The 24,242-nt window shown below is 67.7% G+C and carries 21 protein-coding genes, 1 tRNA gene and 1 pseudogene; 15 read left to right on the forward strand and 8 right to left on the reverse strand.

Features of this window, described 5'->3' with window-relative positions; translation table 11 throughout:
* Positions 1–127 precede the first annotated feature (127 nt).
* A complete protein-coding gene (gene fdhD / locus G6N19_RS07660) occupies positions 128–946 on the reverse strand; it encodes a formate dehydrogenase accessory sulfurtransferase FdhD (protein ID WP_193466093.1) in 819 nt (272 codons plus the stop codon).
* Positions 947–1,003: 57 nt separating this feature from the next.
* On the opposite strand from fdhD, the gene fdh reads away from it, so the two are divergent.
* From fdh to ureC, 6 genes are read left to right on the forward strand one after another with little or no spacing between them, the layout of a single operon-like run.
* Positions 1,004–4,294 carry a formate dehydrogenase gene (fdh, locus tag G6N19_RS07670; RefSeq protein WP_232062570.1) on the forward strand — a complete coding sequence of 1,097 codons (3,291 nt, stop codon included), beginning with the start codon at positions 1,004–1,006 and terminating at the stop codon, positions 4,292–4,294.
* Positions 4,294–5,259, forward strand: coding sequence for a 4Fe-4S dicluster domain-containing protein (locus G6N19_RS07675; RefSeq protein ID WP_013827220.1), 966 nt, complete (start codon positions 4,294–4,296; stop codon positions 5,257–5,259). Before fdh ends, G6N19_RS07675 begins: the two co-directional genes overlap by 1 nt.
* A complete protein-coding gene (nrfD, locus tag G6N19_RS07680) occupies positions 5,256–6,305 on the forward strand; it encodes an NrfD/PsrC family molybdoenzyme membrane anchor subunit (RefSeq protein WP_193466095.1) in 1,050 nt (349 codons plus the stop codon). Before G6N19_RS07675 ends, nrfD begins: the two co-directional genes overlap by 4 nt.
* Positions 6,306–6,350: 45 nt before the next feature.
* Entirely contained in the window at positions 6,351–6,743 is a 393-nt protein-coding gene (locus G6N19_RS07685; RefSeq protein WP_408632466.1) for an urease subunit gamma, read from the forward strand.
* A gap of 14 nt (positions 6,744–6,757) precedes the next feature.
* The gene (locus G6N19_RS07690; RefSeq protein ID WP_013827217.1) at positions 6,758–7,150 is read left to right on the forward strand and encodes an urease subunit beta; all 393 of its coding nucleotides are present in this window, start codon (positions 6,758–6,760) and stop codon (positions 7,148–7,150) included.
* Complete coding sequence (gene ureC, locus G6N19_RS07695) at positions 7,147–8,865, forward strand: urease subunit alpha (protein ID WP_013827216.1); 1,719 nt, start codon at positions 7,147–7,149, stop codon at positions 8,863–8,865. Before G6N19_RS07690 ends, ureC begins: the two co-directional genes overlap by 4 nt.
* A gap of 12 nt (positions 8,866–8,877) precedes the next feature.
* On the opposite strand, the gene G6N19_RS07700 is transcribed toward ureC, so the two are convergent.
* The 4 genes and pseudogenes from G6N19_RS07700 to selD all read right to left on the reverse strand — a co-directional run bounded on the left by G6N19_RS07700 (position 8,878) and on the right by selD (position 10,752).
* The gene (locus G6N19_RS07700) at positions 8,878–9,330 is read right to left on the reverse strand and encodes a PIN domain-containing protein (protein ID WP_408632467.1); all 453 of its coding nucleotides are present in this window, start codon (positions 9,328–9,330) and stop codon (positions 8,878–8,880) included.
* A 26-nt stretch (positions 9,331–9,356) separates the two neighbouring features.
* Positions 9,357–9,509, reverse strand: a pseudogene (locus G6N19_RS07705) (type II toxin-antitoxin system VapB family antitoxin); the annotation flags it as partial.
* 50 nt (positions 9,510–9,559) lie between these two features.
* On the reverse strand, positions 9,560–9,772 hold the full coding sequence (locus G6N19_RS07710; protein WP_041316765.1) for a hypervirulence associated TUDOR domain-containing protein: 213 nt from the start codon (positions 9,770–9,772) through the stop codon (positions 9,560–9,562).
* A gap of 2 nt (positions 9,773–9,774) precedes the next feature.
* Positions 9,775–10,752 carry a selenide, water dikinase SelD gene (selD, locus tag G6N19_RS07715; RefSeq protein ID WP_193466097.1) on the reverse strand — a complete coding sequence of 326 codons (978 nt, stop codon included), beginning with the start codon at positions 10,750–10,752 and terminating at the stop codon, positions 9,775–9,777.
* Between the two features lie 36 nt (positions 10,753–10,788).
* Here selD and G6N19_RS07720 point away from each other — a divergent pair.
* The 3 genes from G6N19_RS07720 to selB all read left to right on the forward strand — a co-directional run bounded on the left by G6N19_RS07720 (position 10,789) and on the right by selB (position 14,014).
* Positions 10,789–10,883, forward strand: a tRNA-Sec gene (locus G6N19_RS07720).
* Positions 10,884–10,899: 16 nt separating this feature from the next.
* Positions 10,900–12,213: an L-seryl-tRNA(Sec) selenium transferase gene (selA, locus tag G6N19_RS07725; RefSeq protein ID WP_193466098.1), complete on the forward strand. Its 1,314-nt coding sequence runs from the start codon at positions 10,900–10,902 to the stop codon at positions 12,211–12,213.
* 13 nt (positions 12,214–12,226) lie between these two features.
* Complete coding sequence (selB, locus tag G6N19_RS07730; RefSeq protein WP_193466099.1) at positions 12,227–14,014, forward strand: selenocysteine-specific translation elongation factor; 1,788 nt, start codon at positions 12,227–12,229, stop codon at positions 14,012–14,014.
* Positions 14,015–14,114: 100 nt separating this feature from the next.
* Here selB and G6N19_RS07735 read toward each other — a convergent pair whose 3' ends face one another.
* A complete protein-coding gene (locus G6N19_RS07735) occupies positions 14,115–15,077 on the reverse strand; it encodes a hypothetical protein (protein WP_013827209.1) in 963 nt (320 codons plus the stop codon).
* Between the two features lie 249 nt (positions 15,078–15,326).
* Between G6N19_RS07735 and G6N19_RS07740 the strand changes: the two genes are divergently transcribed.
* Positions 15,327–15,974, forward strand: a complete 648-nt coding sequence (locus G6N19_RS07740) for a TetR/AcrR family transcriptional regulator (protein WP_013827208.1) — start codon at positions 15,327–15,329, stop codon at positions 15,972–15,974.
* Here G6N19_RS07740 and G6N19_RS07745 read toward each other — a convergent pair.
* Positions 15,971–16,549 carry a VOC family protein gene (locus G6N19_RS07745; RefSeq protein WP_013827207.1) on the reverse strand — a complete coding sequence of 193 codons (579 nt, stop codon included), beginning with the start codon at positions 16,547–16,549 and terminating at the stop codon, positions 15,971–15,973. The two genes, G6N19_RS07740 and G6N19_RS07745, sit on opposite strands and share 4 nt — an antisense overlap.
* 88 nt (positions 16,550–16,637) lie before the next feature.
* On the opposite strand from G6N19_RS07745, the gene G6N19_RS07750 reads away from it, so the two are divergent.
* The 5 genes from G6N19_RS07750 to G6N19_RS07770 all read left to right on the forward strand — a co-directional run bounded on the left by G6N19_RS07750 (position 16,638) and on the right by G6N19_RS07770 (position 22,430).
* Positions 16,638–17,282, forward strand: a complete 645-nt coding sequence (locus G6N19_RS07750) for a TetR/AcrR family transcriptional regulator (protein WP_193466100.1) — start codon at positions 16,638–16,640, stop codon at positions 17,280–17,282.
* 52 nt (positions 17,283–17,334) lie between these two features.
* Positions 17,335–18,291, forward strand: coding sequence for a 2-hydroxyacid dehydrogenase (locus G6N19_RS07755; protein WP_193466101.1), 957 nt, complete (start codon positions 17,335–17,337; stop codon positions 18,289–18,291).
* Positions 18,292–18,323: 32 nt separating this feature from the next.
* Positions 18,324–20,516: an acyl-CoA dehydrogenase gene (locus tag G6N19_RS07760; RefSeq protein ID WP_083036589.1), complete on the forward strand. Its 2,193-nt coding sequence runs from the start codon at positions 18,324–18,326 to the stop codon at positions 20,514–20,516.
* A 336-nt stretch (positions 20,517–20,852) separates the two neighbouring features.
* Positions 20,853–21,317: a hypothetical protein gene (locus G6N19_RS07765; RefSeq protein WP_193466102.1), complete on the forward strand. Its 465-nt coding sequence runs from the start codon at positions 20,853–20,855 to the stop codon at positions 21,315–21,317.
* Positions 21,318–21,389: 72 nt separating this feature from the next.
* Positions 21,390–22,430: a TQO small subunit DoxD gene (locus G6N19_RS07770; protein ID WP_232062572.1), complete on the forward strand. Its 1,041-nt coding sequence runs from the start codon at positions 21,390–21,392 to the stop codon at positions 22,428–22,430.
* Positions 22,431–22,535: 105 nt separating this feature from the next.
* Here the strand turns inward: G6N19_RS07770 and fadD2 are convergent, their stop codons facing one another.
* A complete protein-coding gene (fadD2, locus tag G6N19_RS07775; protein WP_013827202.1) occupies positions 22,536–24,206 on the reverse strand; it encodes a long-chain-fatty-acid--CoA ligase FadD2 in 1,671 nt (556 codons plus the stop codon).
* Positions 24,207–24,242 lie beyond the last annotated feature (36 nt).

A 24,242-nucleotide genomic window follows, 5' to 3' on the forward strand; every position in this document is an offset into this window, starting at 1 on the left:
TCTTCGATCAGGATCTGCTCAGTCTGGACACATTAATACTTGTAGCCGGAAATGCAAGATCGAACGCGGGTTTGTTGCCGCTTCTGCGGATGGTTTTCCCGGCTATATCGCGCGCCTGCGACTACGTTCAACCGACGATGCGGTCGGCCCGGCTGTAGACGTTCATCGAGTCACCGCGGAGGAATGCCACCAGGGTCAGGCCGGATTGGCTGGCCAGGTCCACGGCCAACGAGGAGGGCGCCGACAGTGCGGCCAGCACTGGGATCCCGGCCATCACCGCCTTCTGGGTCAGTTCGAACGACGCCCGACCGCTGACCAGCAGGACGGTGCCCGACAGCGGTATCCGGTCACGTTCCAGCGCCCAGCCGATCACTTTGTCGACGGCGTTGTGCCGGCCGATGTCCTCCCGTACCACCAGAACCGACCCGTCGGAGCTGAACAGCGCGGCGGCGTGCAGGCCACCGGTGCGGTCGAACACGTCCTGCGCTGAGCGCAGTCGGTCCGGCATCGCGGTGATCGCCGCCGCGGTGACGCTGACCGGGTCATCGCCCGGACAGTACCGGCTGGCCAGTTGTACCGCGTCCAGCGAAGCCTTGCCGCAGATCCCGCAAGATGAAGTCGTATAGAAGTTGCGGGTGACGTCGACCGTGGGCGGCGGCACGCTGGGCGCCAGCGTCACATCGAGCACGTTGTAGGTGTTGGGCCCGGCCGGCGTACCGCAGTAGCGCGCGCTCAGCACGTCGGCGCGCCCGGAGATGATGCCCTCGGTGAGCAGGAAGCCCTGCGCCAGTTCGACATCCGATCCCGGCGTACGCATGGTGACGCTCAGCGGCGTGCCGTTGAGGCGGATCTCCAGCGGCTCCTCCACCGCCAGCGTCTCGGGGCGCTGCGTCGCGGCACCGGCCGCGACATGGCTCACCCGGCGCCGCTGCGTTATCCGACTCATTGCTCCATCATGCTTGCTCGGCTGCGGGAGCGCGGTCGGTTCCCTTAGGCTCTGAAGATGGTTCCGCGAAAATTCCTGGAGTGGCCGGTGATCCGGCAACTGCGCACCGGTGACGTGTTCGGCCGCGGGCCGGCCGTCACCTCCGAACGCACCCGCGCCACCGTGCCGCGAACCGCGACCGCCGACCGAGTGGTGCAGAGCATCTGCCCCTACTGCGCGGTGGGCTGCGGGCAGCGCGTCTACGTCAAGGACGAGAAAGTGGTGCAGATCGAGGGCGATCCGGACTCGCCGATCTCACGCGGCCGGCTGTGTCCCAAGGGCGCGGCGAGCGAACAACTGGTCAACTCTCCCGGGCGGCAGATCACCGTGCTCTACCGGGCGCCCCGCGCCAGTGACTGGCAGCCGCTGGAGCTGGACACCGCGATCGACATGGTGGCCGACCGGTTCATCGCCTCCCGGCGCAACGGCTGGCAGGACCACGACGACGACGGCCGGCCGCTGCGGCGCACCATGGGGATCGCCTCGCTGGGCGGCGCCACGCTGGACAATGAAGAGAACTACGTCATCAAGAAGCTCTTCACCGCCGCCGGCGCGATACAGATCGACAATCAAGCTCGTATTTGACACTCCGCCACGGTTCCCGGTCTGGGAGCCTCCTTCGGTCGCGGTGGCGCGACACAGTCCCTACAAGACATGGCGAATGCCGACTGCATCGTCATCCAGGGCTCCAACATGGCCGAGTGCCATCCGGTCGGATTCCAGTGGGTCGAAGAAGCCAGGAGCCGGGGCGCCACCGTGATCCATGTCGACCCGCGGTTCACCCGCACGTCGGCGGTGTGTGACAAGCACATTCCGATCCGGGCCGGCTCCGACGTGGTGCTGCTGGGTGCGCTGATCAACCACGTGCTCACCCACGACTTGTGGTTTCGTGACTACGTGCTCGCCTACACCAACGCCGCGACGCTGGTCAGCGAGGACTTCCGCGACACCGAGGACCTGGGCGGGCTGTTCTCCGGGTTCGACCCGGAGACCGGGCAGTACGACCCGTCGACGTGGGCGTACCAAAGCCGCGACGCCGGCGAGGACGACATCGGCTCGCCCGGCGGTGGTCATGAGCACGGCGCCAGCGCATCGGCGCGCTCGCTCGGCGAGACGCTCGGCAGCGGCGGCGCGGCACTCGAACACCCCCGGGTGCGGCGCGATCAGACCCTGCAGCACCCGCGCACAGTCTTCCAGATCCTCAAGCGGCACTACGCGCGCTACACCCCGGAGATGGTCCGCGACGTCTGCGGCATTGACACCGAACTGTTCGACTACCTGGCGCGCGCCGTCACGTCCAACTCGGGGCGGGAACGCACCACGTGCTTCGCCTACGCGGTGGGCTGGACACAGCACACCCTGGGCGCCCAGTACATCCGCACCGCCGCGATCCTGCAGCTGCTGCTGGGCAACGTGGGCCGGCCGGGCGGCGGCATCATGGCGCTGCGCGGGCATGCCAGCATTCAAGGTTCCACCGACATCCCGACCCTCTACGACATGCTGCCCGGCTATCTGCCGATGCCCAAGGCCGGGCGCGACGACACCCTCGGTGCCTACCTGGGCCGCGTCGGGTCGAAGAGCCAGAAGGGTTTCTGGGCGGACGCCGACGCCTACCTGATCAGCCTGCTCAAGGCGTGGTGGGGCGACGCCGCGACCGCCGACAACGACTGGGCTTATCACTACCTGCCCCGGCTGACCGGAGCCCACGGCACCTATCAGACCGTGACCGGGATGCTGGCCGACGAAGTCGAGGGCTACTTCCTGCTCGGTCAGAACCCGGCGGTCGGTTCGGCCAACGGGCGCCAACAGCGGCTGGGCATGGCGCACCTGAAGTGGCTGGTGGTACGGGATCTGAACCTGATCGAGTCGGCCACCTGGTGGAAGGACGGTCCCGAGATCGCCTCCGGCGAGCTGCGCACGCAAGACATCGAGACCGAGGTGTTCTTCCTACCGGCTGCCGGTCACGTCGAGAAGGCCGGGACGTTCACCCAGACCCAACGGCTGCTGCAATGGCGCCATCAGGCCGTGGCCCCGCCGGGAGACTGCATCAGCGAGTTGCAGTTCTTCGTCGAACTGGGCAACCGCATCCGCGCCAAGCTGGCCGGGTCGACCGATCCGCGAGACCGGCCGCTGCTGGATCTGGTCTGGAACTACCCCGTCGACGAGCACGGCGACCCGGATCCCGAGTTCGTGCTGGCCGAGATCAACGGGCATCAGCTCACCGGCGACGACGCCGGCCGGCCGCTGTCGTCCTACACCGAGTTGCGCGCCGACGGGACCACGGCCGGCGGCTGCTGGATCTACACCGGGGTTTACGCGGACGGCGTCAACCAGGCCGCCCGGCGGGTGCCCAACGGCGGGCCGAGCCGCAGCCAGTCGCAGTGGGGTTGGGCCTGGCCGGCCGACCGGCGGATCTTGTACAACCGGGCGTCGGCGGACCCGGACGGGGTGCCGTGGAGTGAACGGAAGCGCTACGTCTGGTGGGACGCGCAAGCCGGCCGCTGGACCGGCGATGACGTGCCCGACTTCGTGGTCGACCGTGCCCCGGGCGCCCGGCCGGATCCGGCGTCGGGCGGTCCGGACGCGTTGGCCGGTGACGACCCGTTCGTGATGCAGTCCGACGGCAAGGGTTGGTTGTTCGCGCCCAAGGGCGTGGTGGACGGCCCGCTGCCGACCCACTACGAACCGCAGGAGTCACCGATCGCCAACGCGGTGTATCTCCAGCAGCGCAATCCGGCTCGAATCACCTTCCCGCGCAAAGACAATCTGTCGGCTCCCAGTGCCGGTGAGCCGGGCGCCGATGTCTACCCGTACGTGTTCACCACCTACCGCCTCACCGAGCACCACACCGCCGGCGGCATGAGCCGCTGGTTGCCGTATCTGGCCGAACTGCAGCCGGAGATGTTCTGCGAGGTCTCCCCCGCGCTGGCCGCCGAGCGGGGCCTGCAGAACTACGGCTGGGCGACCATCATCTCGCCGCGGGCGGCGATCGAGGCGCGCGTCCTGGTGACCGACCGGATGACACCGCTGATCGTCGGCGGACACACCGTGCACCAGATCGGGCTGCCGTATCACTGGGGTGTCGGTGGCGACGCGGTGGTCAGCGGCGACGCCGCCAACGACCTGCTCGGGGTGACCCTGGATCCGAACGTGCAGATCCAGGAGTCCAAGGCCGGTTCCTGCGACATCCGACCGGGCCGGCGACCGCACGGCGAGGAGCTGCTGCGGCTGATCGCCGAATACCAAAGCCGTTCCGGCGCAACACCGGAGACCGGCAACACCGCTGTCGACCCGGAAAGGCGGGACTGATGGGCCAACTTTCCGGACCGACCGACCCCGCCGCCGACGCGCGATGGTCAGCGCAACACCGGCGTAAAGGCTTCCTCACCGACACCTCGATCTGCATCGGCTGCAAGGCCTGTGAGGTGGCCTGCAAGGAGTGGAACCACAACCCGGCCGACGGCGACCTGGAGCTGCTCGGATCCTCCTATGACAACACCGGCTCGCTGGGCGCCAACACCTGGCGGCACGTCGCGTTCATCGAACAGGGCGCCGACGCCATCGCGAACGCTCGCGAATCGGGGCGACAGCTGATCGATTTGGGCATGCCCAAAATGCCTGGCGCAGCAACGGATATCGCGCCGCCGGCTACCGACCAGTTCCGCTGGCTGATGGCCTCGGACGTCTGCAAGCACTGCACGCACGCCGGATGCCTGGACGTCTGCCCGACGGGCTCGCTGTTCCGCACCGAGTTCGGCACGGTCGTGGTGCAGGACGACGTCTGCAACGGCTGCGGAAACTGCGTGCCGGCCTGCCCGTTCGGGGTGATCGAGCGTCGCACCGACGGCACAGCGGCGCCGAAGTCCGCCCGCGGCGCCGCTCCCGGCGTGGTAGGAGTCGGGATCGCCCAGAAGTGCACCATGTGCTACGACCGGCTGGTCGACGGCGGAACCCCGGCCTGCGCCAAGACCTGTCCCACCGAATCGATCAAGTTCGGTGACCACGACGATCTGGTGGCCGATGCCCGCGAGCGGGTGGCCCGACTGCACGCTCAGGGCCGCACCGAGGCCCGGCTCTACGGCGCCAACGAGCACGATGGCGTCGGCGGCACCGGGTCGGTCTTCCTGTTGCTCGACGAGCCGGAGGTCTACGGCCTGCCACCGGACCCGCGGGTCGGCACCGCGGATCTGCCGGCGATGTTCAAGCGGTCGGCGCTGGCCGCGGCCGGGATGCTGGCCGCCGCCGCCGTCGCATTCCTGGGGGGGCGGTCATGAGCACTGTCTCGGACGGTCCGCGCCGCGGCAGGCGTCGGCGCCGTGGCGGCGGCGACGGTGGCCGCGAGATGCCGATGGTGCCCGACGTGGCGTTCAGCTCCTACTACGGGCGCCCGGTGGTCAAGCCGGCGCCGTGGACGCACGAGATTGCCGCCTACCTGTTCCTCGGCGGCCTGGCCGGCGGCTCAGGTCTGCTGGCTGCCGGTGCCCAGCTCACCGGGCGAAAGGTGTTGCGCCGCAACTCCCGGCTGGCGGCGCTGGTGGCCATCGTGTTGAGCGCGGCAGCGCTGATCAGCGACCTCGGTCGACCGGAACGCTTCGTCAACATGCTGCGCACCATCAAACTCACCTCACCGATGAGCCTCGGATCCTGGATCCTGTCGGGTTTCGGCGCGGGCGCCGGGGTTGCGGCCGCCGCCGAGGTCGATCGCATGACCGGCGAGTGGCTACCCCTGGGCCCGCTGCGGCCGGTGCTGCGGGCGGCCGAAGGACCGGCCGGCCTGGAGGCCGCCGTGTTCGCTGCGCCGCTGGCCGTCTACACCGCGGTGCTGCTGGGCGACACCGCCACCCCGACCTGGCACGGCGCCCACCGCGATCTGCCGTTCGTGTTCGTCAGCTCGGCGAGCCTGGCCGCCGGCGGGCTGGCGATGCTGACGACGCCGGTGACCGAAGCCGGGCCGGCGCGACGACTGGCGGTGCTGGGAGTCATCGGTGACGTCATCGCGACCCGGGCGATGGAGCACCGGATGGACCCGATCGCCGCCGAGCCGCTGCAGCAGGGCCGGGCCGGGGCGATGCTGCGGTGCAGTGAAGGATTGGCGATCGCCGGCGGTATCGGGACGCTGCTGGGCGGGCGGCACCGCGCGGTGGCGGCGCTGTCCGGGCTGGCACTGCTGGGGGCCTCGGCGCTGACCCGGTTCGGGGTGTTCGAGGCCGGCATCGAATCGGCGAAGGATCCGCGTTACACCATTGAGCCGCAGCGGAACCGGCTGGCGGCGCGCCGCGCGGCGGGCATCACCGGGGATTCGATCACGACGGCGGGGTAGCCGATCCAGCGGCGCAAACGGTGTGCGGCAGGTAGCATCCGAACCGTGGCGGAGGATGGTGACCACTCGGAGGAAATCGGGGCAGCGGCGTTGCAAGCCCCCGCGGTCCTCGGTTCGCAGACCTGGATGTCGTCGCTGCTGCTGTCGCCCCGCGAGGTCGAGAAACTGGTCATCTACCAGGTCGCCGAGCTGGCCCGTCGGCGCAAGCAGCGCGGAACCAAACTCAACGTTCCCGAATCGATTGCGCTGATCTGCGAGGCGCTGCTGGAATCGGCGCGCGACGGCGCGTCGCTGGCCGACACGATCGAACTCGGGAAGCGGGTGCTCACCCACGACGACGTGATGCCCGGCGTGGCTGAGCTGGTCACACTCGTTCAGGTCGAAGCAATATTTCCGACCGGGACTCAACTGGTTTCGGTGTCCAACCCGATCGTCTGACCGGAGGTGGCGTGATGATTCCCGGCGAATGGTTCATCGCCGACGACCCCGTCGAGATCAATGCGGGTCGTCCCACGATCCGAATGGCGGTGCGCAACACCGGGGACCGGCCGATCCAGGTCGGCTCGCACTACCACTTCTTCGAGGTGAACAAAGTGCTGGAGTTCGACCGTCGCCAAGCGCTGGGCAAGCGGCTGGACATTGCGTCCGGCCAGGCGATCCGGTTCGAGCCCCGGGAGGCCAAGGACGTGGAGCTGGTCGACTTCGGCGGGATGGGCCGGATCACTGGCTTCAGCCGACTGGTCGAGGGCACGGTCAGCAACCCTGCGGTCGCGGAGCAGGCGCTGCGCCGGGCCGCCGACCTGGGTTATCGCGGACTGCCGACGGATCCGGAGGAGGCGCCATGAGTTCGATCTCCCGGCGGGACTACGTCTCGCTGTACGGTCCCACCACCGGTGATCGGTTCCGGTTGGCCGACACCGAACTGATCGCGCAGGTCGAGGACAGCCTGCTCACCCCGGGCGAGGAGTTGGTGTTCGGTGGCGGTAAGTCGATCCGGGACGGCATGGGCCAGACCCCGGGGATCACCAACGCCGACGGCGCCCTGGACCTGGTCATCACCTCGGTGATCGTGATGGACCCGATCATCGGAATCATCAAGGCCGACATCGGAATTCGTAACGGTCGGATCGTCGGGATCGGCCAGGCAGGCAACCCCTACGTGCAAGACGGGGTGGACCCGGCGCTGATCGTCGGGACCGGCACCCAGGTGATCGCCGGCGAGGGCCTGGTGGCCACTGCCGGCGCGGTCGACACCCACGTGCACTTCATCTCCCCCGAACAGGTCAAAGACGGCCTGTCCAGCGGGGTCACCACCCTGCTCGGCGGCGGGACCGGACCCGAGGACGGGGCACGGGGCACCAACACCACCCCGGGCGCGGGCAACATCACCCGGATGCTGCAGGCCACCTCCGCCTACCCGGTCAACGTGGGCTTCCTCGCCAAGGGCAACAGCAGCCGACCCGAGGTGCTCATCGAGGAGGTCGAGGCCGGCGCCTGCGGTTTCAAGGTGCACGAGGACTGGGGATCCACCCCGTCGGTGATGGATTGCTGCCTGAACGTGGCCGACGACTACGACGTGCAGGTCGCGATCCACACCGACACCATCAACGAGTCCGGCTACCTCGCCGACACGCTCGCCGCCATCAACGGGCGGGTGGTGCACGCCTACCACATCGAGGGCGCCGGCGGCGGCCACGCCCCGGACGTGATGGCGATGGCCGCGATGCCCAATGTGCTGCCGTCCTCGACCAACCCCACCCGGCCGTACACCACCGACACCGCCGACAACCTGTTCTACATGACTGCGGTGACACACAACCTCAATCCGCACGACCCGGTCGACAACGCGTTCGTGCAGTCCCGGATCCGCACCGGCACCGAGGCCGCCGAGGACGTGCTGCAGGACCTGGGTGTGGTGTCGATGTACACCTCGGACTCGCAGGCGATGGGCCGGATGTCCGACACCATCACCACCGCGTGGCGCACCGCCGACAAGATGAAGCAGCTGACCGGCAAGCTGGCCGGCGACCCGGACGAACACGACAACAACCGGATCCTGCGCTATCTCGCCAAATACACGATCAACCCGGCGCTCACCCACGGGGTAGCCCATCTGGTGGGGTCGCTGGAACCGGGCAAGATCGCCGACATCGTACTGTGGCCGACCGCGACATTCGGGGTACGGCCCAAGCTGGTGCTCAAGGGCGGCGCGGTGGCGCGGGCTGCCATCGGCGACCCGTGCGGCTCGATTCCCACCACCGAGCCGGTGCTGCTGCGACCGATGTACGCCAGTGAGCCGGACCTGGCGCGGCGCACCTCGATGACGTTCATGTCCGATGCCGCGGTGAGCGCCGGGGTGCCCGAGCGGATCGGGCTCGACCGCTGGGTCGAACCGGTCCGCGGCTGCCGCACCGTCGGCAAGCCGCAGATGGTGCGCAATGACGCCATGCCGGAGATCCGGATCGACCCGAACACCTACGACGTCTACCTGGACGGGACGCTGGCCACGGTGCCGGCGGTCGACCGGGTGGCGATGTCGCAGTTGTACTACGTGGTCTGAGCGCGGCGACGTCTACGCGTCGACATCGACAACACGGCGGGCCGCGACATCAGGCAGGTGACGCGCGGCCAGTTCGTAATCGCCGTCGTCATGAAGAATTGTCAACCCCTTGGCCGCACCCGTAGCGCAGACCAGCAGGTCGACGACCGACAGTGCACGCACCGCGCCCGCTGCCGCCAATCGGTGCTGGGCGGTGTCTATCCACCGCCACACGGATTTCGGCACGGGAACATCGGGATAGATGTCACGAAACATCTGGCTCATCTGTTCGAACTCGTTGGCATTGCGGGCCGAACGACGAAACTCCGCCCGCTGCGGATCGCACGATCCGATCGCCCCACTGAGCAGAGCGGAGTTCCACGCTTGGGTCAGTTCCGGCTGTCGTTGCAACCGCCAGATGGCCGAGGAGTCAGCCAGGAAAGAAATCAACCGGTGACCTTCTCGTCGGCGCGCGCCACGAGCCACCCGTCGTAATCCCAGTCCTGAGCCTGTTCGCGGGATCGGGCGAGCGCCTCGATGCGCCTGAACCGTTCGACATAATCGCGTATCGCGAGGTTGACCGCCTCTTTCTTGGTGTGCACCCCGGCGATCCGCATGACCTCGCGCAGCGCTTCGTCGTCAAGGTCGATCTGGGTTACCGCCATTGCGACTCCTCATGTTGGCGATGTATGAGGGAATTGTATGTCGCCAACATTCAGTCGTCGAGCTTGTGCAGCGCCGACCCCTTGTGCATGGCGATGTGATCGGTCTTGTCGCTGGTGATCTCGTACTGCGGCTCGTCAGGGCTCGCCCGCCGGTTGTGCCCCTTGTATTCGGTGTCTTTGGTGTGGACTTTGGTGATCTTGCCGGTCACATGCCCGGCCTCGGAGTTCCACCGCACGTGGTCGCCGACTTTGAACTGGCTCATACTCATCGCACCTCGACTCCGCTTCCGGGGACGGTATGCCCGATCACGGGATACCCGGAAAGCTCCCCGGCAATCAGCAGACCACCGGAGGTCTGGGCGTCGGCCAGCAGCAGCAGATCGTCCTCGGTGATACCGGGTCCGGGACGCAGGTGCGGGCGCACCCAGTCCAGGTTGCGCTGCGTGCCGCCGGAGACGAAGCCGTCGCGCAGCGCCTCGACCGCGCCGCCGATCACCGGCACCGCGCCGCGGTCGATCACCGCGCCCACCCCGGATGCCCGGCACATCTTGTGCAGGTGGCCGAGCAGCCCGAAGCCCGTGACGTCGGTGGCGGCCCGGACGCCCGCTTCCACCGCTTCGCGGGCCGCGTCGCGGTTGAGCCGGGTCATCAGCTCGACGGCCTCGACGGAGACCTCCCCGGTCCGCTTGTGCCGGTTGTTGAGCAGTCCGACCCCGATCGGTTTGGTCAGCGTCAGCGGAAGACCGGGTACGGCGGAATCGTTGCGCAGCAGCTTCTTCGGGTCGGCCACCCCGGTGACGGCCATGCCGTACTTGGGTTCCGGATCGTCGATGGAGTGCCCGCCGATCACCGGACAGCCCGCCTGCTGCGCGACGGCCAGGCCGCCGCGCAGCACCTCGCTCATCAGCTCCATCGGCAGCGTCTCCCGCGGCCATCCGACCAGGTTGATCGCGACCACCGGGGTCCCACCCATCGCGTAGATGTCCGAGAGCGCGTTGGCGGCCGCGATGCGGCCCCAGTCATAGGCGTCGTCGACGACCGGCGTGAAGAAGTCGGCGGTGGACAGCACGGCGAGGTCGTCGCGCACCAGCACCGCGGCCGCGTCGTCGCCGTCGTCGAGCCCGACCAACACCCGATCGTGCGCCTGTCCTGCCAGGCCGCGCACCGCGTCCTCGAGTTCGCCGGGCGGGATCTTGCAGGCACAGCCGCCGCCGTGCGCGTAGCCGGTGAGCCGGATGGTCATCGGTTCAGGCTAGCCACACCGGTTAGGTTTAACAGCGGAGGCGTTTGGGTCCTGGTGGGCTCCCCGGTCTTCAAAACCGGTGAGGCCGAGCAACTCGGTCTGGCGGGTTCGATTCCCGTCCGCCTCCGCCATCGGACAGGAGGGGCTGTGAGCCAGGTCGATCCGCGTCGCGCCATTCCACGCACCGATGCACTGCTGGCGCTGCCTGCGGTGCGCCAGGCAGCCACCCGGCTCGGCGATCGCACCATCCGGGCGGTGGTGCACGACGCCCAGGATCGGGCGCGCCGCGGGGAACTGGCGCCCGACGCGGTGGAATCATCGGTGCTGGAACGTCTTTCATCTCATTCCGGATCCACACTGCGGCCGGTGCTCAACGCCACCGGAGTGGTGATCCACACCAACCTGGGCCGGGCTCCACTGTCGGCGGCGGCAGTCGAGGCGCTCGTGGCGGCCGCCGGCTATGTCGACGTCGAATTGGACCTGGAAACCGGAGCCCGGTCCAAACGCGGCGTCGCCGCGCGTGCCGCGCTGCTGGCGGCGTGTCCGGCCGCCGAGGACGCACTGGTGGTCAACAACGGCGCCGCTGCGCTGGTACTGGCCACCACCGCGCTGGCCACCGGGCCGGGGGTAGCCGGAAAAGAAGTAGTCGTCAGCCGCGGCGAGCTGATCGAGATCGGCGCCGGCTTCCGGCTACCCGATCTGATCGCCTCCACCGGCGCGGTGCTGCGCGAGGTCGGCACCACCAACCGCACCCACCTGCACGATTACGCCGAGGCGCTGGGACCGCAGACCGGCTGCATTCTCAAGGTGCATCCCAGCAACTTCGCCGTGCAGGGGTTCACCGCGGCGGTCGGGCTACGCGAGTTGCGGGCGCTGGCCGACGAGCACGGTGTGGCCCTGCTGGCCGACCTGGGCAGCGGGCTGCTCGCTGCCGACACGCTGCTGCCCGACGAGCCGGATGCGGCGAGCGCGCTGGCCGCCGGCGCCGACGTGGTGACCGCCAGCGGGGACAAACTGCTCGGCGGGCCGCAGGCCGGGCTGGTGTTGGGGCGCCGTGAGATCGTCGCCCGACTGGCCCGTCATCCGCTGGCCCGAGCGGTGCGGGCCGACAAGCTTGCGCTGGCCGCGCTCGAAGCCACCGTGGCCGGTGGCCTGCCACCGGTGACGTTGGCATTGCACGCCGACACCGAATCCCTGCGGTGCCGCGCTGAGCTGCTCGCGACCGCTGTTGGCGCCGAGACTGTTCCGCATGACGGGCGGGTCGGCGGCGGCGGCGCACCCGGCGTCCCGTTGCCCGGCTGGGCGGTGCGACTGCCCGAGACAGCCGCCGCCCGGCTGCGCGCCGGCGATCCCGCGGTCTTGCCCAGGGTGCACGACGGCGCCTGCCTGCTCGACCTGCGCTGCGTCCCCGAGGCCGACGACGCGCGGTTGCTGGCCGCGGTGCGCGCGGCGTTGGAGTGACCGTGATGTGGCAATGTTCGTCGTAGCCACGGCCGGACACGTCGACCACGGTAAATCCACCCTGGTGCGAGCGTTGACCGGAATGGAGCCCGACCGGTGGGCCGAGGAGCGCCGCCGCGGACTCACCATCGATCTCGGGTTCGCGTGGACCACACTGCCCTCGGGTGCCCCGGTGGCGTTCGTCGACGTGCCCGGGCATGAACGCTTCCTCACCAACACCCTGGCCGGTCTGGGCCCGGCGCCGGTGGTGTGTTTCGTGGTCGCGGCCGACGAGGGCTGGCGGTCGCAGTCGTCTGATCATCGCGACGCCCTTGCCGCGCTGGGCTTTTCGCACGGTCTGGTGGCGCTGACCCGCATTGACCGGGTGCCACCCGCCCGGGTCGCCGAGGTGCTGGCCGCGACCCGCGCCGAACTCGCCGAAACCGGGCTGCACGATGCCCCCGCCGTGGCGGTGTCCGCCGTCTCCGGTGTCGGCCTGACCGAGCTGCGAACGGCGCTCGACGAGGTGGTGTCCCGGCTGCCCGCGCCCTGCCCGACCGCACGGGTTCGGCTGTGGGTGGACCGCTCGTTCAGCATCACCGGCGCCGGGACCGTGACCACCGGCACCCTCACCGCGGGCACGCTGGCTCGCGGTGACCGGCTTATCCTGCTCGGGCGGGGACAGCCGCGCGAGGTGACCGTTCGTGGGTTGCAGAGTTGCGGTCACGACTGCGCGACGGTGTCGCCGACGGCACGGGTGGCCGTCAACCTGCGGGGGGTGCCGGCAGCAGACGTGCACCGCGGCGACACGCTGGTCACGGTCGATGCGTGGCCGACCCCCAGCACGGTGGATGTGCGCCGTGCAACCGGTCTCGCGCTCAGCCAGGCGCCCGAACACCTGGTGGTGCACGTCGGCACCGCGTCGGTACCGGCCCGGCTTCGGCCGTTCGACGACGACCATGCCCGGCTCACGCTGGAACATTCGCTGCCGCTGGCGCTTTCGGATCGACTGGTGTTGCGCGACCCTGGTGGACGGCGGGTGGTGGCCGGGGTCCGCGTGCTCGATCCCGATCCTCCGGCGCTGCGGCGCCGCGGCGACGGCATCCGGCGCGGGGGTGTGCTGGCGGCGCTGACATCCGGCGACGATCCGGCAGCAGTGGTGGCCGACCGGGGTGCGGTGTTCCGCGCCCGGCTGCAGCTGCTGGGCTACGACTGCACGGCGGTGCCTGCCGGGGTGCGCGAGGTCCGTGGCTGGTGGGTTCAGACGAGCACCTACCAGGGCTGGCTGGAACGCCTGGGTTCGGCGACGCGGGAGCTGCATGAGCGAAACCCGTTGTCGGCCGGGATGTCCAGCGGGGCAGCGGCTGATCTGTTGGGGTTGCCCGAAGTGGGCCTGCTCGACGAGGTGGTTCGTGACGCCGGGCTGGAGCTCCATGACGGCCTGATCCGGATAGCGGGCACCGGTGGCGATCTCGGGCCGGCCGAAGCCGCGATCGCCACGTTGGAGTCTCGCCTTGCCGCCGAGCCATTCCAAGCCCCCGACGCGGACGACCTGGCCGCCCTGCGATTGGGGATCCGCGAGCTGGCCGCGGCCGAGCGGGCCGGCCGCTTGCTGCGGCTGACCGAATCGGTGGTGGTGCTGCCGACCGCGCCGGCGCTGGCGATGCGGGAACTGGCGTCGTTGACCCAACCCTTCACCGCCACGCAGGCCAAGCAGGCGTTGCGCACCACTCGACGGGTGGCGATCCCGCTGCTGGAGCATCTCGATTCCCGCGGCTGGACCCGTCGGATCGATAACGTCCAGCGGGAAGTGGCGCGCTGACGGATACCGCCCGACGGACAGCGCTGCGCGGGCCGGTCTGGCCCATAGCGACACGAATGCCCCGGCAGAACCGGGGCATTCGTGCTTGTTGAGTGGTTGGTTACACGTCCGGCGTCAACAGACCGAGGTCCAGGACGCTGTAGAGACCGGCGTCCTCCAGATCGGCCACCGGCGAGACCGCGTCGACATCGGAGAAGTCGGTCGGTGCGAACCACGATGCCATCGACGAGATGTCGAAGTTTCCGAAGGGCGTCTTCAGGATGTCAATGACATCCTTGCCGTCGCCGTCGGCGTCGTAGTACAGGTTGGTGAAGCCCAGCCCCAGTTGGTGCTGCGCGTACACATCCCCGTCGGTGGTGACGAACTGGTTGTTGATGCCGCCACCGAACAACGACTGCGTGATGTAGTTGGTGCCCGACAGCATCTCGCCGTCATCGTTGGTGAAGGCAGCCGTCAACTTCCAGGTCTGCGAGAGCGGGTCGTTGACGTCGAGCAGCTGAGCACCGTCGAGGGCGTAGGTCGGATTCCACGTCACGTCGGCAGGAGCGTCCTCACCCAGGCCCAGGTTCAGGGCGCTGTACAAGCCGGCGTTCTCCAGCGCTTCCAGCGGCGACGCCGGGGTCAGGTCTGCCACGTCGGCCGGCGCGAACCACGCCGCCATCGACGAGATGTCGATGTTTCCGAAGGGCGTCTTGAGGATGTCGACGACGTCCTTGCCGTCACCGTCGGCGTCATAGTACAGGTTGGTGAAGCCCAGCCCGAGCTGGTTCTGGTTGTAGATATCACCGGTGGCGTCATCGATGAACAGGGCGTTGAGCCCACCCGTCGACGGGGTGAGGTAGGTCGTTCCTGCGAGCGCCTCGCCGTCACTGTGAGTGAAGATCGACGTGACGGCCCAGGTGTTGGTGAACGAGTTCGCCGCCTGCAGGATCTCGGCGGTGTCGATGTTATAGGTCGGCGTCCAGGTCCCCGGAGTCTCCGAGACCTCGGCGCCGGCGGTCGCGGCGGTGAGGAATGCTGCTGCGGCACCTCCGGCGGCGACGCCTAGTATGATCAGCTTCATGATATGTCCCCTTGTTTGTAACCGGAGATCTTTTTCAGATCGTGGCTTGGCCAACATTAGGGGTTTTCTGATGTTTCGTCAAACGAAATCACAGGGCATTCTCCCTGGGGGCCCGGCGCACACCAGCGCTGACGTGCATACCGCTGGGACAACGGCGCCTCAGCTCCGCCTGATGCTCGGCATCGCCGCACCCACAATCCTGAGAACGCCGGCTTCTGGACATTGCTCTGTGTCAGGCCCGGTGCCAAGATGTTCGACATGGTGTCCACCAATGTGTCGGGGGCGCGCCTGTACGGCGGGGTCGACGCCGTCGAACGCCGGGCATCGCGCCGAGCCCGACTCCTCGAGGCCGGGCTCGACCTTCTCGGGGCCGACGTGCCGCAGATCGCGGAACTGACCGTGCGGGGCATCTGCCGGCAGGCCGGCCTGACCGCGCGCTATTTCTACGAGAGCTTCGCCGACAAGGAAGAGTTCGTCAGCGCGGTCTTCGACTCTGTCATCGCCGACCTGGCCGCCAAGACCCAGTCGGTCGTGAAGGCGGCGCCGCCCGGCGAGCAGACCCGTGCCGGAATCGCCAACATCGTGCGGACGATCGTAGGTGACGCCCGGATCGGGCGACTGCTGTTCGGCGTGCATCTGAGCAACGCAGTGGTGGTACGCAAACGGGTGGAATCCAGTGCGCTGCTGGCGATGTTATCTGGCCAGCACGCTGGCAGCGCGCTGCGACTGCCGGAGAACGACCGGATCAAAGCGGCCGGACACTTCGTCGTTGGTGGGGTCGCCCAGACGATCAGCGCCTGGCTGGCCGGTGAAGTGCGGTTCAAGCCGGAACGCTTGATCGAGCAACTGGCCGCACTGCTGGACAAACTCGGCGATCCGGCGCTGTACCGAGACTAAGTGGTGGCGGCCGGAACCCTACGGTCGGCTTCGGTCTTCGGCGTGACGTGTTCCTCGTCTGGAGTGAACTCCTTTGTCCAGCAAGCGAACTCAAGTGTAATTCCGTCGGGATCGAGGAAGTAGAACGACCGGACGTACACACCGGGATGCAGGGTCGGGCTGGCCTGGAATTCGGACATGTCGTGGTTGAGAACGGGCCCGACCCGGACACCTTTGTCCTTGAGTCGCTGACGGTAGGCGTCGAACTTGTCTGCGGGCACGTGAAAGGCCAAGTGGTTCATGGTGCTCACCGCGCTGACGATCTCACCGACGCCCGGGATGGCGACCGGCGATGAGATGCCCGGTACGCGGTCCGGCGCTTCGGCGAACCAGAAGAAGGCGACGCAGTCACCGTTGCCGGCGTCGAAGAAGAAGTGCTGCCCCATCCCGGCGGGCAGATCCAGGGACTTGACCAACGGCATGCCGAGCACGTTGCTGTAGAAGTCGACGGTTCGGGCCATGTCGGCGCAGACCAGCGCGACGTGGTTGATCCCACTGATCTCGAACTCGGTGTTGACACCGTGCGGCTTGATCATCGTGACTCCTCTGGTCAAGATCAGAATCTGAATCTAACATCAGATTCAAGTTTGATCCAGCCTCGGCAGCGACAGGAGAACCGATTCGGTGTCGACCCTCTCCGAAGAGCCCATTCACCGCGACCCGTTGCCGACTCGTCGGGGCCGTCGCACCCAGGCGGCGATCGACTCCGCCGCGCGGGCGGTGATCGCCCGCAAAGGTGTGCTGGCCACCACCATCGCCGACATCGCTGCCGAGGCCGGTCGATCGGCCGCGTCGTTCTACAACTACTACGACTCCAAAGAAGCGATGGTCCGGGAGTGGGCGCTGCGGTTCCGCGATGAGGCCGGCGAGCGGGCCTCCGGCGCCGTTCGGCACGGGCTGTCGAACCGGGAGCGTATCGAGCAGGCCGCCGCCGCCCACTGGTATACCTACCGCAACCGACTCGCCGAGATGGTCGGAGTCTCCCAACTGGCGATGGTCAACGACGACTTCGCCCGTTACTGGGCGGAGATCTGCGCGGTACCAGTGGCTTTCATCACCGAGACGGTGAAACGAGCGCAGGCCGACGGCCACTGCGCCGATGACGACCCCGAACTACTCGCGGTGGCGATCGTGTCGATGCTGAACCAGTTCTGCTACGTCCAACTTGCCACCCCCCGTCGCAGCGGCGCCGCGCCGGACGACGACGCCTGCATCCGAACCCTGGCCAACGTGTTCTATCGGGCCATCTATACCGAGGAAGACTCCTGACCATGCCCGAGAACGCCCGGGCTGACAGCATCGCCGAGCGGACAGGACACCGATGGCCCTGACAGTCCTGGCGCATTTCATCCCCGGGCCGAAGGTCATCGACTTCGTTGCGCCGGAATCGGACTGGCTCGATATCCGGTGGTGCGCCGCCGACGACGACACCACCTTCCGGCGGGAGCTGGCCGATGCCGAGGTGATCTGGCACGTGCTGCGTCCGCTGTCCGGCGAGGACCTGCGCGGTGGACCGCGACTGCGACTGGTGCAGAAGTTCGGCGTCGGGATCAACACCATCGACGTCGGGGCCGCCACCGAGTGCGGCATCGCGGTTGCCAACATGCCCGGCGCCAACGCGGCATCGGTGGCCGAGGGCGCCGTGCTGCTGATGCTGGCGGTGTTGCGCCGACTGATGTCGCTGGATCGCTCGACGCGCCAGGGGTCCGGTTGGCCCACCGATCCGGATCTCGGTGAGCGCTGCCGCGACATCGGCGGCTGCACCGTGGGTCTGGTCGGGTACGGCAGCATCGCCCGACGCGTCGCCGGGATCGTCTCCGCCATGGGCGCCAACGTGCTGCACACCAGCACCCGCGATGACGGTCGCCCCGGCTGGCGCTCATTGCCGGAGCTGCTGGCCGAAGCCGATGTCGTGTCGCTGCACGTGCCGTTGACGGCGGCCACCGAGGGATTGATCGACCGGGCCGGCCTGGCGCGCATGAAACCCGGGGCGGTGCTGGTCAACACCGCGCGCGGCACCGTCGTCGACGAGACCGCGCTGACCGAGGCGCTGGCGAGCGGGCGGCTGGGCGGCGCGGGTCTCGATGTGTTCGCCGTCGAGCCGGTCAGCCCGGACAACCCCCTGCTCGGCTTGGACAACGTGGTGCTGACTCCCCATGTCAGCTGGTACACCGCCGACACCATGCAGCGCTATCTGAGCGCCGCCGTCGACAACTGTCGCCGGCTGCGCGACGGTCAACCCTTGACCGAGGTAGTCAACCAACCGACCGGTTGTTAGTTTGGCCCCACGCACACACCGAAAGGCGCAACATGCCCATAGCGATCACATCTGAGCATCAGGACCTCGCCGATTCAGTGCGGTCACTTCTGACACGGGCGGTGCCGTCCGAGTTGTTGCATGCGGCAATGGACAACCCGATCGAGAACCCGCCGCCGTACTGGCGGGCCGCCGCCGAGCAGGGTCTGGCGGGGGTGCACCTGGCCGAACAAGTCGGCGGGCAGGGGTTCGGCATCCTGGAGCTGGCGGTGGTGCTGGCCGAGTTCGGCTATGCCGCGGTGCCCGGCCCGTTCGTGCCGTCGGCGATCGCCGGCGCCTTGATCGCCGCCCATGATCCGACCGCCCCCGAGTTGGCGGGTCTGGCCACCGGCGAGGTCATCGCCAGCTACACCCTCAACCCCGGACTGACGGCCACCGCCCACGGTGACGGCTTGGTGATCCGCGGTGAGGTCCGTGCCGTCGCGGCGGCCGCCCAGGCGTCGCTGCTCGTGCTCCCCGTGGCGATCGACAGCGGCGAAGCTTGGGTGGTGCTGAGTGCCGACCAGCTCGAGATCGAGCCGGTGGAAAGCGTGGACCCGCTACGTCCGATCGCCCACGTGCGGGCCAATGGTGTCGAGGTCGACGACAAAGCCGTGCTGGGCAACCTCAACCAGGCGCAGGCGCACGCGCTGATCTCGACACTGCTGTCCGCCGAGGCGGTCGGGGTGGCCCGGTGGGCCACCGACACCGCGGCGGAGTACGCCAAGATCCGCGAACAGTTCGGCCGGCCGATCGGTCAGTTCCAGGCCATCAAACACAAGTGCGCCGAGATGATCGCCACCACCGAACGCGCCACCGCCGCGGTGTGGGACGCCGCCCGCGCGATCGACGAGGCAACCGGGAACGACGCCGCGGTTGCGGCCGTGCCGTTCGCGGCCGCGGTGGCTGCGACCCTGGCCCCGGAGGCGGCCCAGCACTGCACCCAGGACTGCATCCAGGTCCACGGTGGGATCGGTTTCACCTGGGAGCACGACGCGGGCGTCTATTACCGGCGGGCACTGATCCTGGCCGCCTCGTTCGGCCGTCGCGCCGACTACCCGCAGCAGGTCGTCGACACCGCCACTGCCGGCGGGATGCGCAAGATCGACATCGACCTGGATCCCGAAACCGAGAAACTGCGGGCGGAGATCCGTGCGGAGGTGGCCGCGCTCAAGGCCATACCGCGCGACGAGCGCACCGTGGCGATCGCCGAGGGCGGCTGGGTACTGCCCTACCTGCCGAAGCCGTGGGGGCGGGCCGCCGAGCCGATCGAGCAGATCATCATCGAGCAGGAGTTCGCGGCCGGCCGGGTGCGCCGCCAGGGGATGGGTATCGCGGCGTGGCTCATCCCGTCGATCGTGGCGTTCGGCACCGAAGAGCAGAAGCAGCGTTTCCTGCCGCCCACGTTCCGCGGCGAGATGGTGTGGTGCCAGCTGTTCTCCGAGCCGGGCGCGGGTTCGGACCTGGCCAGCCTGACCACCAAGGCCACCAAGGTCGACGGCGGTTGGCGGATCAGCGGACAGAAGATCTGGACGTCGGCCGCGCAGTTCTCGTCATGGGGAGCCCTGCTGGCGCGGACCGACGCCGCGGCCCCCAAACACGATGGCATCACCTACTTCTTGCTGGACATGAAAAGTGAGGGCGTGACCGTCAGTCCGCTGCGTGAACTCACCGGCGGGGCGATGTTCAACACCGTGTTCATCGACGATGTGTTCATCCCCGACGAGCTGGTGCTCGGCGAGGTGAACCGGGGCTGGGAGGTCAGCCGCAACACGCTGACCGCCGAGCGGGTGTCGATCGGCGGGTCCGAGATGCCGTTCCTGGCCAGCCTCGACGGGTTCGTGGACTTCATCCGCGACGGCCAGTTCGATCAGGGTGAGCAGCGCCGAGCCGGCGAGTTGATCGCCGAAGGGCACGCCGCCAAGCTGCTTAACCTGCGCTCAACGCTGTTGACCCTGGCGGGCAAGGACCCGATGCCCGCGGCGGCGGTGTCCAAGCTGCTGTCGATGCGGACCGGCCAGGGCTACGCCGAATTCGGGGTGAGCACCTTCGCCGGCGACGCCGCGATCGGTGACCGCGAGCAACTGCCCGGCAAGTGGGCTGAGTATCTGCTGATGAGCCGTGCCACAACGATTTACGGCGGCACCTCGGAGGTTCAGCTCAACATCATCGCCGAGCGTCTGCTGGGGCTGCCCCGCGATCCGTAGGAGTCGAAAACCGCATCCTGGCTAACTTATCGCGCCGGCCAGACCGCGGGGGGATCGAGAACTTAAGCGCGCCAACGAAATACCGAATCAGGCGACGCCAACACCGCAAACGGTCGCCGTCATCGGGTGCCGCCGCGCCAACGCTGGGTCGAGCCCAGCTGCACCGTCCCGCGTGAGACGGGTGTGTCGATGCCGGACCTGCCCGGATCCGCCGTGGACTCATCCCGATTGCGTCGATCGGCTCCAGCATGCTAGAAACATCGATACCTATGTAGCTACTACGTAGGTACGTAGGCGCGGTGCGGGATCGTTGACGGGGTGAACGATGGAGGGTACGTGAAAAAGTTCAGTAAGCTTTTGACCCTGACGGCCGCAGTGGCCATCATCCCACTCGGAGTCGCCAACCCGGCATATGCTCAGCCGCCGAGCGTTGAAGAGATCCTCGCAACGGAGAACGCTGTTAGGGCCGATGGCAAGTACGCATTGCTGGCTTCCGACGGACGGCACTTGGACGGAGCCATAATGACGGGCCGGGAGCTCAAGGCGAAGAGCTCGGCCATTGATTTTCAGATTGTGGCGTACGGACAATTGGTCCAAGAGATCGCAACGACTCCGGCGGTGAAGGATGCGGTCCGTCGGGCTGTGATCGACGACGGACTCAAAGTCGTGGCCTGCAATATTTCAGTCCAGAGGATGGGCATCGATCCGGCTCTCCTGCCGCCCGAGATTCCCACCACCGGGAACGCTCTGACGTATGCACTCGGACTACAGGAGCAAGGCTACAAGACCCTCACCTACTGAGTTGGCCCGCTGCCGACTACATCGCCCGATCACTCCTGGAAGCCAAGGAAACTACTGCACCGGAGGTGCCCCGTGACCGCTGACACCATCGAAAAAGCCGGGACCCTCGAACGTCATTTCACTACCGCGGCGCTTTTCGCACTGCCGGTCCGACTGGTCATCGGGTGGACGTACTTTTCAGCTTTCTGGCGCCGTGTCGGCATCGCCGACAAATTGGATCCGAATCTGCCCGGCTATATCGGCGAGAAGTTCAACCATTTTCTGCCGCACGCGCTTGGCATCGGCCCGATCATCGAGCACCTGCTGACCCACCCCGGTCTGCTCGCGGTGGCGATGACGGTGTTCACCATCGTGGAAGGCGTCGTCGGGATCTGCGTGATGATTGGTTTTCTCACCCGGATCATGAGTTTGGCGGTCCTGGGGTTGGCGTTCGGCATCCTGCTCAGCGCCGGCTGGCTGGGCACCACCTGCCTGGACGAGTGGCAAATCGGGATCCTCGGGATGGCCTGCGGTTTCATGCTGTTTTTGAGCGGCGGCGGGCGCTATTCCGCGGATCGCATCGTTTCGGGCAGGATTCTGCGGCTGGCGCAGCAGAAATGGTTCAACTGGCTGAGCTCGGGTGCAATCAACGTCAGGACACCCGTCGTGGTCAGCGGCTCGATATTGATTCTCACCGTGGCGTTGTTCACCAACCAGCATTTTCACGGCGGGGTTTATGGCCCGCTGCACAATAAATCGGTAGCGCCGGTCATCGAGATCACCGACGCCCACATAGCCGACAACAGCCTGCAATTCGAGCTCTTCCGCACCGAAGGCGCCGACGTGTACGGCTCGTTTCTGATCGGCGTCGGCGTCCGCGACGACACCGCCGGCGACACCGTGGTCAAGCTCGATGGCGCGGAGCTCAGCCGGCTGCCCAGAACGGCGATCACCAACCGCTACGTGGCCCAGGTGGAGCCCGGCGCCCACAGCCTCGTCGTCCCGTTGGGCGCGAAAGCTCGGGTGACGATCGACACCGAACGGACACACTGGAACGCGGCGCACCGGTACACCCTTGTGCTCACCGATATCAGCGGCGCCACCTGGAAGTTGCCGATCGCAAGCGTCACCTGACACCGCCCATCACGCCGGAGACCGGCCGCGAGCGTGCACAATTCCGGTCACAACGCCGCGCGTCGTACCGGGGACGCGCACGCTCGCGCAAAAAGGCAACGGGACCTACAGCTCGCGGAGCTCGCGCTTGAGGATCTTGCCGGTGGGGTTGCGCGGCAACTCGTCGAGAAAGACCACCTCGCGCGGCACCTTGTAGCGGGCCAGATGCTCCTTCACATAGACCTTGATGGTGTCCTCGTCGACGGAGGAGCCTTCCTTGCGGACCACGAACGCCCGCAGCCGCGCGCCCCACTCCTTGTCCTCCACGCCCAGCGCGGTCGCCTCGATCACCTCGGGGTGCCCGCTGATCAGGTCTTCGACCTCGGCGGGGAAGACGTTCTCACCGCCGGAGACGATCATCTCGTCATCGCGGCCGGACACGTAGAGCAGCCCCCGCTCGTCGAAATAGCCCACGTCTCCCGATGACAGCAGCCCGTCGATGATCTGTTTGCCCCCGCCGCCGGTGTAGCCCTCGAACGGGAAGAAGTTGCCGACGAAGATCCGGCCGACCTCGCCCTGCGGCAGCTGGTGGCCGTTGTCGTCGAGGATTCGGACCTTGACGCCCTTGACCACCTGTCCCACCGTCGCCGGGTTGTACTGCAGGTCGCCCGGATCGGCGATGGTGGCGAACGCGACCTCGGTGGAGCCGTACATGTTGTAGATCACCGGGCCCAGATCCTTCATCGCCCGGGTGGCCAACTCGGCGCCGAGCTGTGAACCGGACACGAACACGATCCGCAGGTTCGACAGATCCGGCTTGGGACTGGTCTTCTCCAACTGGTCGAGGATCCGCGACAGCATGACCGGAACCACGACGATCCCGGTCACCTTGTGCTTCTCCAGGTCCTCCAGCACGGTGGCCGGCTTGAACCGGCGTCGCAGCACCAGTGTCGAGCCGAAGAACATCGCCAGGGTGCCGTGCAGGTAGCCCAACGCGTGGAACATCGGCGACGGCAGCGACGTCACCTCACCGGCGCGGAACGGGACGTGCGACAGGATCCCGCCGATCGGGGCGAGGGTGGGCGGGGTGCTGCGGTTGGCGCCCTTGGGGGTGCCGGTGGTGCCGGAGGTCAAGATGATGATCGAGGCGTGCTTGGTGACCTTCGGCGCGCGTGCCTTGCTGCTGCGGGCGATCAGCTGCGCCAGCGTCTCGTCGGCGCTGCCCGACGGTTGGTCGCTGTCGGGGTTGACTCCCAGCGCCCGCAGCTTGCCCAGCGGGGGGTCGGCCTGCGAGACCGCCTCGGTGTACTCGTCGTCGTAGATGATCAGTTTGGCGCCTTCGCGTTCAGAGACGTCTTTGATCTGCGGGCCGGAGAATTCGCTGTTCAGCAGGATCAGCCGGGCACCGACCCGGGCGCAACCGTAGTTGGCGATCAAAAACCAGCGGTGGTTACGGGCCAGGATCGCCACCCCGTCGCCGCCTCGCACACCCATCGCGACCAGGCCATTGGCCACCGCATTGGCGGCGTCGTCGAGCTCTTTGAAGGTGATGCTGCCGTCGTCGTCGATGACGGCCAGGCCGTTCGGGTTACGGCGGGCGTTCAGCGCCGGAATCATCCCGAGCTCGCCCCAACGGGCCCCATCGGCGATCGCGCTCGCGATGATGCCGGGTGATTCCAGCCGCAAAGCACCGGACTGAAGGACCTTGCGCAGATAGTGCAGCTCGGCACTTCCTCGTTCCAGGTAACGACCGAGCGTGTTGACGGCCTGACTTGGCAGGTCGGTGAGCTTTGCCATGGCCCAACCTTATGTGACGCAGGTCGCTGCCCGACA

Origin of the sequence: Mycobacterium novum (genome assembly GCF_010726505.1) — a bacterium.
Taxonomy (GTDB): Bacteria; Actinomycetota; Actinomycetes; order Mycobacteriales; family Mycobacteriaceae; genus Mycobacterium; species Mycobacterium algericum.

What these genes read in the sequence shown, in the direction of transcription:
- G6N19_RS07735 (WP_013827209.1), bottom strand. Translation starts at nt 15,077, where the DNA reads ATGAAGCTGATCATACTAGGCGTCGCCGCCGGAGGTGCCGCAGCAGCA.
- G6N19_RS07675 (WP_013827220.1), top strand. Translation starts at nt 4,294, where the DNA reads ATGGGCCAACTTTCCGGACCGACCGACCCCGCCGCCGACGCGCGATGG.
- G6N19_RS07740 (WP_013827208.1), top strand. Translation starts at nt 15,327, where the DNA reads ATGTTCGACATGGTGTCCACCAATGTGTCGGGGGCGCGCCTGTACGGC.
- G6N19_RS07710 (WP_041316765.1), bottom strand. Translation starts at nt 9,772, where the DNA reads ATGAGCCAGTTCAAAGTCGGCGACCACGTGCGGTGGAACTCCGAGGCC.
- G6N19_RS07745 (WP_013827207.1), bottom strand. Translation starts at nt 16,549, where the DNA reads ATGATCAAGCCGCACGGTGTCAACACCGAGTTCGAGATCAGTGGGATC.
- selB (WP_193466099.1), top strand. Translation starts at nt 12,227, where the DNA reads ATGTTCGTCGTAGCCACGGCCGGACACGTCGACCACGGTAAATCCACC.
- fdhD (WP_193466093.1), bottom strand. Translation starts at nt 946, where the DNA reads ATGAGTCGGATAACGCAGCGGCGCCGGGTGAGCCATGTCGCGGCCGGT.
- ureC (WP_013827216.1), top strand. Translation starts at nt 7,147, where the DNA reads ATGAGTTCGATCTCCCGGCGGGACTACGTCTCGCTGTACGGTCCCACC.
- G6N19_RS07755 (WP_193466101.1), top strand. Translation starts at nt 17,335, where the DNA reads ATGGCCCTGACAGTCCTGGCGCATTTCATCCCCGGGCCGAAGGTCATC.
- selD (WP_193466097.1), bottom strand. Translation starts at nt 10,752, where the DNA reads ATGACCATCCGGCTCACCGGCTACGCGCACGGCGGCGGCTGTGCCTGC.
- G6N19_RS07690 (WP_013827217.1), top strand. Translation starts at nt 6,758, where the DNA reads ATGATTCCCGGCGAATGGTTCATCGCCGACGACCCCGTCGAGATCAAT.
- fadD2 (WP_013827202.1), bottom strand. Translation starts at nt 24,206, where the DNA reads ATGGCAAAGCTCACCGACCTGCCAAGTCAGGCCGTCAACACGCTCGGT.
- G6N19_RS07760 (WP_083036589.1), top strand. Translation starts at nt 18,324, where the DNA reads ATGCCCATAGCGATCACATCTGAGCATCAGGACCTCGCCGATTCAGTG.
- nrfD (WP_193466095.1), top strand. Translation starts at nt 5,256, where the DNA reads ATGAGCACTGTCTCGGACGGTCCGCGCCGCGGCAGGCGTCGGCGCCGT.